General features: G+C 64.7%; 13 protein-coding genes. All 13 read left to right on the top strand.

The genetic code is table 11. From position 1 onward, the window contains the following. The first annotated feature begins 94 nt into the window (after positions 1-94). The 13 genes from murJ (at position 95) to A3AI_RS0108225 (ending at position 12800) form a co-directional block, all read left to right on the top strand. Positions 95-1651: a murein biosynthesis integral membrane protein MurJ gene (gene murJ, locus A3AI_RS0108285; protein ID WP_024515140.1), complete on the top strand. Its 1557-nt coding sequence runs from the start codon at positions 95-97 to the stop codon at positions 1649-1651. 54 nt (positions 1652-1705) lie between these two features. Beyond that, positions 1706-2758 (top strand): tryptophan--tRNA ligase, encoded by a 1053-nt coding sequence (gene trpS, locus A3AI_RS0108280; RefSeq protein ID WP_024515139.1) that lies wholly within the window; start codon positions 1706-1708, stop codon positions 2756-2758. A gap of 130 nt (positions 2759-2888) precedes the next feature. Next, positions 2889-3383, top strand: coding sequence for a universal stress protein (locus A3AI_RS0108275; RefSeq protein WP_024515138.1), 495 nt, complete (start codon positions 2889-2891; stop codon positions 3381-3383). A gap of 124 nt (positions 3384-3507) precedes the next feature. After that, positions 3508-4077: a NifU family protein gene (locus A3AI_RS0108270; protein WP_024515137.1), complete on the top strand. Its 570-nt coding sequence runs from the start codon at positions 3508-3510 to the stop codon at positions 4075-4077. Positions 4078-4360: 283 nt separating this feature from the next. Then, on the top strand, positions 4361-5062 hold the full coding sequence (gene tsaB / locus A3AI_RS0108265) for a tRNA (adenosine(37)-N6)-threonylcarbamoyltransferase complex dimerization subunit type 1 TsaB (RefSeq protein WP_024515136.1): 702 nt from the start codon (positions 4361-4363) through the stop codon (positions 5060-5062). Next, entirely contained in the window at positions 5059-5541 is a 483-nt protein-coding gene (rimI, locus tag A3AI_RS0108260) for a ribosomal protein S18-alanine N-acetyltransferase (RefSeq protein ID WP_024515135.1), read from the top strand. Before tsaB ends, rimI begins: the two co-directional genes overlap by 4 nt. 62 nt (positions 5542-5603) lie before the next feature. Next, complete coding sequence (locus A3AI_RS0108255; RefSeq protein WP_024515134.1) at positions 5604-6053, top strand: Fur family transcriptional regulator; 450 nt, start codon at positions 5604-5606, stop codon at positions 6051-6053. A gap of 224 nt (positions 6054-6277) precedes the next feature. Further along, complete coding sequence (gene miaB, locus A3AI_RS0108250; RefSeq protein ID WP_502685737.1) at positions 6278-7741, top strand: tRNA (N6-isopentenyl adenosine(37)-C2)-methylthiotransferase MiaB; 1464 nt, start codon at positions 6278-6280, stop codon at positions 7739-7741. Between the two features lie 65 nt (positions 7742-7806). Further along, on the top strand, positions 7807-8802 hold the full coding sequence (locus A3AI_RS0108245) for a PhoH family protein (protein ID WP_024515132.1): 996 nt from the start codon (positions 7807-7809) through the stop codon (positions 8800-8802). A 57-nt stretch (positions 8803-8859) separates the two neighbouring features. Continuing rightward, complete coding sequence (gene ybeY / locus A3AI_RS0108240; RefSeq protein ID WP_024515131.1) at positions 8860-9369, top strand: rRNA maturation RNase YbeY; 510 nt, start codon at positions 8860-8862, stop codon at positions 9367-9369. A 1-nt stretch (position 9370) separates the two neighbouring features. Continuing rightward, entirely contained in the window at positions 9371-10495 is a 1125-nt protein-coding gene (locus A3AI_RS0108235) for a hemolysin family protein (protein ID WP_036047619.1), read from the top strand. Further along, complete coding sequence (gene lnt, locus A3AI_RS0108230) at positions 10492-12111, top strand: apolipoprotein N-acyltransferase (RefSeq protein ID WP_024515129.1); 1620 nt, start codon at positions 10492-10494, stop codon at positions 12109-12111. The genes A3AI_RS0108235 and lnt overlap by 4 nt, the downstream gene beginning before the upstream one ends. Before the next feature lie 272 nt (positions 12112-12383). Then, positions 12384-12800, top strand: a complete 417-nt coding sequence (locus tag A3AI_RS0108225; RefSeq protein ID WP_024515128.1) for a helix-turn-helix domain-containing protein — start codon at positions 12384-12386, stop codon at positions 12798-12800. The last annotated feature ends 75 nt before the right edge of the window (positions 12801-12875 follow it).

Genomic DNA, 12875 nt, shown 5'->3' with positions numbered 1-12875 from the left:
CTAGAAATCCGTTTCTTTGGCGGCCGAATTGGCGCTCGCGGCCTATCACGGCCGCCCCGGCAGGAGCAAGCGACGGTTCCGTCCCTTTAAAGCAATGATCCGCTCCTTTCTCACGGTATCGACGGGAACACTGGCCTCGCGCCTGCTCGGATTCGTGCGGGACTCCATGATTGCCGCTTTGCTCGGCGCCGGTCCTGTCGCCGACGCCTTCCTGGTGGCCTTCCAGATGGTCAATGTCGTGCGCCGGCTTCTGTCGGAGGGTGCGCTGAACGCCGCGCTGGTGCCGGCCTGGCTGCGCCTGCGCGAGACCGATGGCGCAGCAGCGGCCGCGGCGTTCGCCGGCAAGGTGCTCGCAACAATAAGCGTCGCGCTGCTGGCTCTGTCCGCGCTGATCGGCCTTTTGATGCCACTGGTGCTGACCGCGCTCGCGCCGGGCTTTGCGGGTGAGGAGACGCTGAAGCTCGCGGTCGGCGATGCCCGGCTGATGCTGCCTTATCTCGCCTTCGCCGGCCCCTCCACGGTGATGCTGGCACTTTATTCCGCCCAGTCGCGCTTCGCTCTCACCGCCTTCTCGCCGCTTCTGTTCAACATCGCGCTGATCGCTGTCATGATCGCGCTGCTGCCGACGAGGCCAGAGGCCGGCCTCGTCGCGCGCGCGCTTGCGGCAACCGTCGGCATTGCAGGCTTCCTGCAGCTCCTGATCCTGTTCTCACGGCGCAGCGGCGCGATCGCGAGCCCGTTGCGCGTCTCCCTCGCCGCCGATATGCGCGGCTTCTTCGCCCGCGCCATCCCCGGCATGGTGGCGAACGCCGCACCGCAGCTCCTGATCGTCGGCGGCGCCATCATCGCATCCTCCTCGCCTTCGGCGGTGTCGTGGCTCTATTTCGCCAATCGCCTGGTCGAGCTGCCGCTCGGCATTGTCGGGGTGGCGATGGGGACCGTGCTGGTGAGCGAACTGGCCCGCGCCCATCGCAGCAGTGATGCGGCCGTGATCGCGCAAGCGCAATCCCACGCGCTGGAGCTTGCGACAGGGCTCGCGCTGCCGGCGATGCTCGGGCTCGCCGTGCTGAGCGAGCCGATCGTGCGGCTGTTGTTCGAGCACGGCGCGTTCACTGCCGAAGACACGCGTGCGACCGCGCAGGCGCTGGTCTGGCTCGCGCTGGCGCTGCCGGCCCATGTTCTGACCAAGGCACTGTCCCCGTCCTTCTTCGCGCGCGAGGACACTGCAACGCCGCTCACGGCGAGCCTCGTTGGGCTGGTCGTCGCCATGGCCGCCGCGTTCCTGCTCGACCGCGCGTTCGGCGCGAGCGGGATCGCGGCCGGCCTCGCGCTTGGCGCCTGGACCAGCACCATCTGCCTGATCCGGAGCGGCGTGGCCGCGTTCGGATTTTCGCTGCTTCCCGGCACGCGCGGGCGGCTTGTGCGGATCGCCATGGCCGCGCTGCTGATGGCCGGCCTGCTTGATCTGGCAACACGCCTGCCCGGGCTGCATGCACCCGCACACGGCCTTGCGCAGGCCCTTGCCCTGGCGCTCCTGATCGGCAGCGCGGTCGCGATTTACCTATTTTTGCTCGCCTTGTTCGGAATCGGCACCTGGCGACAGGCGGTTAACGCGATCCAGACGGGCAAGCCACGCGACTTGCGCAATTGACCGCTCTCGTGGCAAACGACGCCCGCAAACAGCGCTATTAGCGGGAAGCTGGTTATGGCCTTCGTGGAACGGGTATTTTCGGGCGTCCAGCCGACGGGCAATCTGCACCTCGGCAATTACCTCGGCGCCATCGTCAACTTCGTGAAGATGCAGGAGACACACAACTGCATCTATTGCGTGGTCGACATGCATGCGCTCACCCAAGGCATCGACGTCTGGGGCGGCCCGACCGAGCTCGCACGCAACACCCGCGAGGTGACCGCGGCGTTCCTTGCCGCAGGCATCGATCCGAAGAAGCACATCGTCTTCAACCAGAGCCAGGTCGCGGGCCACGCCGAGCTGACATGGATATTCAACTGTGTCGCGCGTATCGGCTGGCTTAGCCGCATGACCCAGTTCAAGGAGAAGGCGGGCAAGGACCGCGAGAATGCGTCGGTCGGTCTCTACGACTATCCGGTGCTGATGGCGGCCGACATTCTGCTCTACCACGCCACCCATGTGCCTGTTGGCGAGGACCAGAAGCAGCATCTGGAGCTGTCACGCGACATCGCCCAGAAGTTCAACAACGACTTCGCCGATTCCATCCGCGCCCACGGCATTGCCGACGGCCTGTTCTTCCCGCTGCCGGAGCCGATGATCACCGGACCCGCGACGCGGGTGATGAGCCTGCGCGACGGCACCAAGAAGATGTCGAAGTCGGACGCATCAGACTATTCGCGCATCAACCTGACCGACGATGCCGACACCATCGCGCAGAAGATCCGGAAAGCGAAGACCGATCCGGAACCGCTGCCGACGGAGGAGAAGGGCCTGGAGACGCGGCCCGAGGCCGACAATCTCGTCGGCATCTTTGCCGCGCTCTCCGGACGCAGCAAGCAGCAGGTGCTGAGCGATTTCGGCGGCGGGCAGTTCTCGGCCTTCAAGAACGCGCTGGTCGAATTGTGCGTCGTCAAGCTCGCGCCGATCGCCTCCGAGATGAAGCGGCTGGTCGCCGATCCCGGCCATGTCGATGCGATCCTGGTCGACGGCGCCAATCGCGCACGCGAAATTGCCGAAGCGAACATGGTAAAGACCAAGGACATCGTCGGCTTCGTCCGCAAGGCCTGATTTTGCGTTGCGAAGTGCCGGCCGCGGCGAATGTCGCGTCGTGCCCGATGTCACCACGTCCCCTCTCCTCATGCGAGAGGGGATGTGGCACCATGCGCGGCGTCTGACGCCGTAAGCCACCGGGACATGCATGACCACCCAGCGACGCAGCTACGAGGCGGGTCACAAGCCGAAATGCCTTGTCATCGTCGACGCCTCAGCGGACTGGGATCGCGCGGTGTATTACTCCAGCCGCTGGGCCAAACGGATCGGCGGCGGCGTGGTGATGCTGCATGTCATCGAGACCGAAGAACAGAACCAGCAATGGCTCGGGGTCGCCGACATCATGCGCGCCGAGGCGCATGAGAACGCCAATGCCGCGCTCGATCGCGCCGCCGGCCGCGCCAACGGCATCGCCGCCATCACGCCGGAGCGCGTGATCCGCGAGGGCGACGCGACCGAGCAGATCCTCGACGTGATTGAGCAGGACGTCGATATCGCCATGCTGGTGCTATCGGCCAGTCCCGGTGCCGAGGGCCCCGGACCGCTCACGACCATGCTGGCCAAGACGGTCGGGACGTTCCCGATACCGGTTGTGATCGTCCCGGGCGATCTCGGCGATTCCGATCTCGACGCACTGTCATAGCGGGGGGCCATGGCCAGGCCGCCGGGGGAACCCGCGTTTCTGTCCCCTTGATCGTGCGTTTGCAGATGCCATCTGCTAGAAGGCCTCACGCGCCGGCCTTGAACCGGCGACGCCGGAGAAAACCATGTTCATTCAGACTGAAGCGACCCCCAATCCCGCCACCTTGAAATTCATTCCCGGGCGCCTCGTGCTCGACGGCGGCCCCATGGAATTTGCCAGCCGCGAGGCCGCTGCGCGCTCGCCGCTCGCCGAGCGCCTGTTTGGCGTACCGGGCGTCACCAGCGTGTTCTACGGCGCCGACTTCATCACCGTCACCAAGGACGGCAGTGACTGGCAGCATTTGAAGCCGGCAATCCTCGGCGCGATCATGGAGCACTATATGTCAGGCGAGCCGCTGCTTGCCGACGGCAGCGCCTCCAGCGCCGCGGACATCGATGGTGGGGATGAGTTCTTCGACGAGAACGATGCCGAGACCGTCGAGATGATCAAGGACCTGATCGAGACGCGGGTGCGGCCCGCCGTCGCCAATGACGGCGGCGACATCACCTTCCGCGGCTTCAAGGACGGCATCGTCTATCTCAACATGAAGGGCGCCTGCTCGGGCTGCCCGTCGTCAACCGCGACACTGCAGCACGGCATCCAGAACCTGCTGCGCCACTTCGTGCCCGACGTGGTGGAAGTGCGGCCAATGTGACTTTTGATGCGTCGCGGCGCGACGCCTTGAAAACCATGCCCCCGGGGCGATGCATCAGCATCGAACCCCGGATCTTGAGGTCCTCAGGTGTGCAACAGCACATTACGGGCCGGCTTGCCAAGATTTTTCCAATTGTTTCAATTGGTTGCGCCAATCCATGATTGCAGGCCAAAGCCGGCCGATCGACTGGAGCGAGCCGGCTGGAATTTCGGCTTGGACAAAGTCCTCAGGTCGCCGGTCCGGCCTTGACCTGTGGCGCCGCAAAGCATGTTAAGAGCGGAACATGCTGATCCTCGCCATCGATACCGCGCTCGACGCCTGCGCGGCCGCCGTGCTCGACACCGGTAGCGGCAGGCTGATTGCGCAAGCCTCCCAGGCCATGAAGCGCGGGCACGCCGAGGCCTTGATGCCGCTGCTCGCAGACGTAATGAAGGACGCGGGCATGCCCTTTGCGGCCCTCGATCGTATCGCGGTGACGACCGGCCCCGGCAGCTTTACCGGCCTGCGCGTCGGCCTGTCCGCCGCGCGCGGTATCGCGCTTGCGGCCAACAAGCCGGTGGTCGGCCTCACCACGCTGTCGGCCTACGCCGCTCCCGTGATCGGCGAGGATGAGGCGCATCCGATTATCTCCGCCATCGATGCGCGCCATGACCAGGTCTATTACCAGGTCGTGGGCGGCGACGGCGCCTCGCTCGCCGAGCCGCGGGTCGCGCCCATCGCCGAGGTGCTGGAAGCATCGCGCTTCGGCGCGCCCTACCTGGTCGGCAATGCCGCGGGGCTGCTGGCGCAGCGCTGGCCCGCCGATGCACCGCCGCCGCGCAAGGTCGATCCGCAAGCAGCGCCCGACATCACCTGGGTGGCGTGGCTCGGCGCCGTCGCCGATCCCGCCACGGCGCCCGCCCGCCCCTTTTATCTGCGCGCGCCCGATGCCAAGCCGAGCGTCGATCCACAGCGCCCGCCGGCCGGCCCCGCGGCAACACAATGAGCTGGTTCAGCGCGTTTTTGGGTGGCGGCACGGCCTCGGTCGAGCCGGCAACGCTGGCCGATGCGCAACGGCTTGCACAGCTGCACGGCGCCTCCTTTCACCGCGGCTGGGGCGAAAGCGAATTCGAAAGCATGCTCGGCGAGACCAACACGCTCGTGCATCGCTTGCGGCTCGGACGAAAGACAGTGGGGTTCGCGGTCTCGCGGATCGGCGCGGACGAGGCCGAGATCCTGTCAGTCGCCATCGACCCGCGCTGTCGCGGCCAGGGACTGTCGCGAAATCTGCTGTTGACCCATCTCGGCCATCTCGCCGGCCGCGGCGTGCGAACTATATTTCTCGAGGTCGAGGAAAATAACCGCGCGGCGCTCAGCCTCTACAAGCGAGCCGGATTTGCCGTGGTCGGCCGGCGCGAAAGATACTACCTGGAGCCCAACGGGGAACAGCTGAACGCGCTTCTGATGCGCCGCGACTTGTCGTAAAATGACCGAGGTGGCACAAGGCTCTCGTTTCCTGGTGCTCATCTCTTTAGGCCGGAATGTCCATGACCGCATTGAAATCGACGTCAGCACCAAAAACTTCCGGCATTGAGGCGCGCTGCGCCGCGACCGGCATGCGCATGACCGAGCAGCGCCGCGTCATCGCACGCGTGCTGGCGGAGGCCGAGGACCATCCCGACGTCGAGGAGCTCTATCACCGCTGTGTCGCGGTCGACGACAAGATCTCGATCTCGACGGTGTATCGCACCGTCAAGCTGTTCGAGGACGCCGGCATCATCGAGCGGCATGATTTCCGCGAGGGCCGCGCGCGCTACGAACAGATGCGCGACAGCCATCACGATCACCTGATCAATCTGCGCGACGGCAAGGTGATCGAGTTCACCTCGGAGGAGATCGAGAAGCTGCAGGCCGAGATCGCCCGCAAGCTGGGCTTCAGGCTGGTCGATCATCGGCTGGAGCTTTACTGCGTCCCGCTGGATGAGGATAAGGGCTGAGCGGGAAACTCCCTCATTATTCCGGGGAGACGCGCAATCATCAAACCATGGTGCGCAGTTGCGCACCTGGGAATCTCGAGATTGCGGGCCTTGCCCTTCGGACCATCCCGGAATGACGGTTCCAACGGATCAGCGGCCATTTTGGCGCGAAAATCGACGGATTCGGCCGAATTGCGGCCCGAACTCGGCCGCCGTCGTTCTGGATTTTTGTCCCCTAAACCTATATTTCACCCTCGCGCTCCGAGCCTGATCCGGCACGGGCGCAATTATCTATATTTCAACCGGTTTTCATGACTTCGAAGCGCAAGCTGCACATCAAATCCTATGGCTGCCAGATGAACGTCTACGATGCCCAGCGCATGGTGGACTCGCTGGCGGGCGAAGGCTTTGTGGAGTCGGCAAGCGCCGAGGATGCGGACCTCGTAATCCTCAACACCTGCCACATCCGCGAGAAGGCCTCCGAGAAGGTCTATTCGGAACTCGGCCGGCTGCGTGCGGCCAAGACCGAAGCGGCACAGAACGGCCGCGAGATGCAGATCGCAGTCGCCGGCTGCGTCGCTCAGGCGGAGGGCGACGAGATCATCCGCCGCGCGCCGGTGGTCGACATCGTCGTGGGCCCGCAGAGCTATCACCATCTGCCGCAGCTGATCGCGCGCGCCAAGACGCAGGGGCGCGCCATCGAGACGGAATTTCCGGTTCAGGACAAGTTCGGTGTGCTGCCGCAGCCCGCGGCCAGCGCGATCCGCGCGCGCGGGATTTCCGCTTTCGTCACCGTGCAGGAAGGTTGCGACAAGTTCTGCACTTTCTGCGTGGTGCCCTATACGCGCGGCGCCGAGGTGTCGCGCCCGGTCGAGAAGATCGTCGAGGACGTGAAGCGCCTCACCGACAACGGCGTGCGCGAGATCACGCTGATCGGGCAGAACGTCAACGCCTATCACGGCGAAGGCAAGGACGGCGCAAGCTGGCCGCTCGGCAAACTGCTGCACCGGCTCGCGGAGATCCCCGGGGTGGCGCGGATGCGCTATTCGACGAGCCATCCCCGCGATGTCGAAGACAGTCTGATCGCGGCGCATCGCGAACTGCCGCAGCTGATGCCCTTCGTGCATCTGCCGGTGCAGTCGGGTTCCGACCGGATTCTTGCGGCCATGAACCGCAAACATACCGCCCGCGATTATTGCGAAATCATTGAGCGTTTTCGCGCGAGCCGGCAAGATATTGCTTTTTCATCGGATTTTATTGTCGGCTTCCCCGGCGAGACGGAGGAGGATTTTTCCGCCACCCTCGCGCTTGTCACGCAAATCGGCTACGCTGCGGCTTATTCGTTCAAATATTCGCCGCGGCCCGGCACGCCGGCGGCGGACATGCAGGAGACGGTGTCGACAGCGGGGATGGACGAGCGTTTGGCGCGGCTTCAGGACCTGATCAACAGCCAGCAATCGGCCTTCAACAAGGCCGCCATCGGCACCACCATGGACGTGCTGTTCGAAGCCGAGGGACGCGTTCCCGGCCAAATGGTCGGACGCAGCGCCTATTTGCAGCCGGTCCATGTCATGGCCTCTCCCGACATCGTCGGCCGGGTACTGCCGGTGACAATTGAAAAGCTCGAGCGCTACAGCCTGTTCGGCGCGCTCGCTTCCCCCGTTTCGACTGTTCAGCCAACGCCCTTTCAAATGACCATTGGAGCCTGAAACCCTTGCCTAAAAGCGCATCGGATTCGTCTTCGCTCGCTCCCAGCCGCAAATTTGACCGCGACATGCAGGTTCCACCCGAGACGCAAGTCGTCATCGATTTCGACGACAACCGCGCGGTGTCCGTGCTGGTCGGTCCGTACGGGCAAAACCTCGCGCAGATCGAACGACGGCTTGGCATCGTCGTCGATTCCCGCGGCAACCACATCACGATTGCGGGCTCGCGCGACGGCTGCGACGCGGGCCGTCGCGTGCTGGAAGCGCTCTATGCGCAGGCGCTGCAGGGCCACGATCTCGACCAGGGCGAGGTCGAAGGCGCGATCCGCGCCGTGATCGCGCAGGGCTCGCTGTTCGAATACGACGCCAAGTCCGCCAAGGGCGCGTTCGAGATCATCAATCTGCGCAAGCGTCCGGTGCGCGCGCGCACCGCGGCGCAGGACTCATATATTCGCGCCCTCAAACGCCATGAGCTGGTGTTCGGTGTTGGCCCCGCCGGCACCGGCAAGACCTGGCTTGCGGTGGCGCACGCCGCGCAACTGTTCGAGCGCAAGGAAGTCGATCGCATCATCCTGTCGCGCCCCGCAGTCGAGGCCGGCGAGCGGCTCGGCTTCCTGCCCGGCGATTTGCGCGAGAAGGTCGATCCCTATCTGCGCCCGATTTATGACGCGCTCTATGACCTCATGGATGCACGCATCGTCGAGCGTGCGCTGCAGACCGGCGAGATCGAAATCGCGCCGCTCGCTTTCATGCGCGGCCGCACGTTGACCAATGCCGCCATCATCCTGGACGAGGCGCAGAACACCACAGCCATGCAGATGAAGATGTTCCTGACCCGCCTCGGCGAGAACAGCCGCATGATCGTGACGGGCGATCCGTCACAGGTCGACTTGCCGAACGGCCAGATGTCGGGCCTTGCCGAAGCCAGCAGACTGCTCGACGGCGTCGAGGGTATCGCGCAAGTGAAATTCACGGCCGAAGACGTGATCCGCCACGAGCTGGTGGCACGGATCGTCGCGGCCTATGAAAGCGCGCCGCAAAAGCAAGCGGCCAACAAGGCTTAAGGGAAGGATCGCGCCGGACGGAAGCGTGATTTCCGTCCGAAAGATGTTCCGTTTGATATGCCACAAAGAGCTTATCCCATCACCGAGGTCGTCGTCGCCGCCGACTGCTGGCAGCGCGAGCCGGACGCCGAGGCCATCGTGCAGCGCGCGATCCTTGCCGCAAGCACGGCCGCGGACGCCGATGTGGGCAATGCCGAGGTCGCTGTGATGCTCACGGACGATGCAGCCATCCGCACGCTCAACAGGGATTTTCGCGGCATCGACAAGCCGACCAATGTGCTGTCGTTCCCGGCTCCCGAAACGCACGGTGCGGACGATGAAGACGTTGCGCCTCATGCGCTCGGCGACATCGCGATTGCCTATGAGACGCTGCGCCGCGAGGCCGAAGAGGAAGCAAAGCCGTTCCTGAACCATTTGAGCCACCTTGCAGTGCACGGCTTCCTGCATCTGATCGGCTACGATCACGAGACCGATGACGAAGCCGACGAGATGGAGGCGCTCGAGACAGCGATTCTGGCGCAGCTCGGCATTCCCGATCCCTATGCGGAACGGGAACGGATGGATTGAGATGCCCGATTCCGACCCCGTCCACGACAATCCGCGCAACACGCGCAACCTGCCTGCGGTGGTGCCGGCGAACGAGGTCGCTCGCCCTGCCGCCGAGAACTGGATGGTGCGCGCGATCCGCGCCTTGTTCGGCTGGAAACCGGGCTCGGTCCGCGACGATCTACAGGTCGTGCTCGATGCGTCGGCGCCCGACGATGTCGGTTTCACCGCCGTCGAGCGCACCATGCTGCGCAACATCCTGTCGCTGCACGAGCGGCGCATCGCCGACGTCATGGTGCATCGCGCCGACATCATCGCGGTGAAGCGCGACATTCAGCTCGGCGAATTGATGGACCTGTTCGAAAGCGCCGCGCATTCGCGGCTCGTGGTCTACCACGAGACTCTCGACGATCCCGAAGGAATGGTTCACATCCGCGACCTGCTCGCCTTCATGACCGCGCGGGCGCGCCTGCGCGATCCCGCCAAGACCCGGCGCAAGAAGCCGTTCCCCGCGGGCCTCGATTTGCGCACGGTCGACCTCGCAATGCCACTGTCGGACGCCAACATCATCCGCAAGCTGCTCTATGTGCCGCCTTCGATGCGCGCGATCGATCTGCTCGCGCAGATGCAGGCCTCGCGCATCCATCTTGCGCTTGTGGTAGATGAATATGGCGGTACCGACGGCCTGGTCTCCATCGAGGACATTGTCGAGCAGATCGTCGGCGAGATCGACGACGAGCATGACAGCGACGACCCGCCGGCGATCGTGCGACAGGCCGACAATTCCTTCGTGGCCGACGCGCGGGCAAGCCTCGACGACGTCCGCTCGGTGATCGGCGAGGATTTCGTGACTGGGGAAGCCGGCGAAGAGGTGCAGACGCTGGGCGGCTATCTCGTCAGCCATGTCGGGCGTTTGCCGGTGCGCGGCGAGGTGATTTCCGGTCCCGGCAATTTCGAGGTCGAGGTGCTGGACGCCGATCCCAGGCGGGTGAAGCGGTTGCGCATCGCCGTGCGCAAGGAACGGCCGCCCCCACGGACGGCGCGCGAGGGCCGCAAGCGCGAGGCCGCATCTGACGGCGGGCCGACGCCGAGCAACGACAATTCGACAAGCCCGCCCTCCTCCGGCGACGGAGCCGGCTCACAGTGACGCTGGACAAGAAACTTCGCCGCGCTGGGTTGACCTTCATCCTGCCGATCATCCTGTCTTGGGGCTGGAAGCGCGAGCTGATTGCGCTTGTCGCAGGCGCGCTGTCCTCGCTTGCGATGGCGCCGTTCAATGCCTGGCCGGTGCTGTTCCTGACCTTTCCGGTGGCGGTCTTCCTGATCGACGGCGCCGGCGCCGGCCGCGCGCAGGGCCTGCCAGCCGCGGCGCTGACCGGCTTCTGGTTCGGGCTCGGCTATTTCGTGCCGGGCCTCTACTGGATCGGCAACGCCTTTCTGGTCGAAGCCGACACGTTCGGCTGGCTGCTGCCCTTCGCCGTGCTGGGATTGCCGGCATTTCTCGCCCTCTTCACGGCGTTCGGCTTTGCGCTGGCCCGCCTGGTCTGGACCAAGGGCGGCTCGCGGGTGATCGGGCTTGCTGCAAGCCTCACCATTTCGGAATGGCTGCGCGGCCATGTGCTGACCGGCTTCCCCTGGAACGCGTTCGGCTATGCCCTGACCGAGCCCCTGGCGCTGGCGCAGACAGCCTCGCTGATCGGCATCTGGGGGCTAACGTTCCTGAGTGTCGCCATCTTTGCCTCGCCCGCCGTGCTGATCGACGGCAGCACCCGCGGTCGCGCGCGCCTTGCCGCCCCCATCGCGGCGCTGGCGCTCCTGGTCGCCATGGGCGCCTTCGGCGTCGTTCGCCTGAGCCAGCACCCGACCACAATGACCGCGAACGTCAAGCTCAGGATCATGCAACCGAACCTGCAGCAGGACGAGAAGTTCAACTACTCCGCCAAGGCGGCAGTGATGCAGAAATATCTCGCGCTCTCCGACCGCGCGACCGGGCCGCACGCGACCGGCGTGCGTGACGCGACGGTGCTGATCTGGCCGGAATCGGCATTCCCTTTCTTCCTGACCCGCGAGCCAGACGCGATGGCGCAGATTGCGGATCTGCTGCCCAAAGGAACGACCCTGATCACCGGCGCGGTGCGCGCCCCCGACCTGCCGCCAGGCGTACGAGTGACGCGGGCCTACAACTCGATCTATGTGATCGATGATGAAGGTACGGTGCTGTCGGTCTATGACAAGCTGCACCTCGTGCCGTTCGGGGAATATCTCCCTTTCCAGGACTTGATGGAGAGCCTGGGCTTGGAGCAACTCACCAGGGTCAGGGGCGGCTTCATTCCCGGTAAGGTCCGGCGCACTTTGGGAATTCCCAACGCGCCGCGCGCGCTGCCCCTGATTTGCTATGAAGCGGCCTTTCCTTCCGCCACAGCGACCCCCGACGATCGCCCCGGCTGGATGGTCAACCTGACCAATGACGGCTGGTTCGGGATCTCGACCGGGCCCTATCAGCATCTGCAGCAGGCACGGATGCGCGCCGTCGAGCAGGGGCTGCCGCTGGTCCGTGCCGCCAACACTGGAATTTCCGCGGTCATCGATCCCATGGGCCGCATCGTGGCGCAGCTTCCGCTGGGCATCGAGGGCGTGCTGGATGCTCCCCTGCCGGCCCCGATCGCACCGACGGTCTACGCGCGCGTCGGCAATATCCCGGCCGCCATCCTTGTCGCCGCGGCCCTGCTGCTGGTCATTCGCCGCCGTTTCCTGCGGCGCTGAGCGTATCAAACACCCATTTGATTGCTTCTGATTGTGGCCCCGCCTCCGGGCGGCAAATTTTTTTTCGAGCAACCGCGGTTCCACTAGTTGACAGAATACCACAGGCATTCTCATTTTGCGCCCGCCGGTAACAATCCACCAGTCACTGCATTGTCAATTTCTCTGATCACTCCCGCGATCTCCGAGCAAGGTTTGACGGTGCTGGTAACGGGGCCAATCCGCGCGCGATTTGCCTCGCTCGTTGATGCCTGATCGCAGAAGGAGTGTCGGAAATGTCCACCAAAGCACCGAACCCTGTTGACAAATATGTCGGCAGCCGGGTGCGGATGCGCCGAATTATGCTGGGTATGAGCCAGGAGAAGCTTGGCGAGGCCTTGGGGCTGACCTTCCAGCAGATTCAGAAATACGAGAAGGGCACCAACCGGGTCGGAGCGAGCCGCATCCAGCAGATCGCGGAAGTCCTGCAGATCCCGGTCTCCTTCCTGTTCGAGGGCGGGCCGACCAGTTCGCCCGGCAAAGATAATTTTGGCGAAGGCGCCTCGCCGACCTATGTCTCCGATTTCCTTGCAACGTCCGAGGGGCTGGCGCTGACCCGCGCGTTCACGCGGATCGCCGACTCCAAACTCAGACGCAGCATCGTCGACCTGGTCGAACAGATTGCCGCGCGTGAGGTCCTCGAGCGGAGCTGACCCCGCCCATTTGGATTTGAGCCATCGCGAAATCTGGCCTATGCCGTGAGAAAGTCATTCTTTCTCAGCAAGGCC

Source organism: Bradyrhizobium sp. Tv2a-2 (assembly GCF_000472425.1).
Lineage (GTDB): Bacteria > Pseudomonadota > Alphaproteobacteria > Rhizobiales > Xanthobacteraceae > Bradyrhizobium.
This window is presented reverse-complemented; position numbering and strand designations above follow the sequence as displayed.

What these genes read in the sequence shown, in the direction of transcription:
- rimI (WP_024515135.1), top strand. Translation starts at nt 5,059, where the DNA reads ATGAGCTGGTTCAGCGCGTTTTTGGGTGGCGGCACGGCCTCGGTCGAG.
- A3AI_RS0108255 (WP_024515134.1), top strand. Translation starts at nt 5,604, where the DNA reads ATGACCGCATTGAAATCGACGTCAGCACCAAAAACTTCCGGCATTGAG.
- A3AI_RS0108225 (WP_024515128.1), top strand. Translation starts at nt 12,384, where the DNA reads ATGTCCACCAAAGCACCGAACCCTGTTGACAAATATGTCGGCAGCCGG.
- trpS (WP_024515139.1), top strand. Translation starts at nt 1,706, where the DNA reads ATGGCCTTCGTGGAACGGGTATTTTCGGGCGTCCAGCCGACGGGCAAT.
- A3AI_RS0108245 (WP_024515132.1), top strand. Translation starts at nt 7,807, where the DNA reads ATGCAGGTTCCACCCGAGACGCAAGTCGTCATCGATTTCGACGACAAC.
- A3AI_RS0108270 (WP_024515137.1), top strand. Translation starts at nt 3,508, where the DNA reads ATGTTCATTCAGACTGAAGCGACCCCCAATCCCGCCACCTTGAAATTC.
- A3AI_RS0108235 (WP_036047619.1), top strand. Translation starts at nt 9,371, where the DNA reads ATGCCCGATTCCGACCCCGTCCACGACAATCCGCGCAACACGCGCAAC.
- murJ (WP_024515140.1), top strand. Translation starts at nt 95, where the DNA reads ATGATCCGCTCCTTTCTCACGGTATCGACGGGAACACTGGCCTCGCGC.
- tsaB (WP_024515136.1), top strand. Translation starts at nt 4,361, where the DNA reads ATGCTGATCCTCGCCATCGATACCGCGCTCGACGCCTGCGCGGCCGCC.
- ybeY (WP_024515131.1), top strand. Translation starts at nt 8,860, where the DNA reads ATGCCACAAAGAGCTTATCCCATCACCGAGGTCGTCGTCGCCGCCGAC.
- A3AI_RS0108275 (WP_024515138.1), top strand. Translation starts at nt 2,889, where the DNA reads ATGACCACCCAGCGACGCAGCTACGAGGCGGGTCACAAGCCGAAATGC.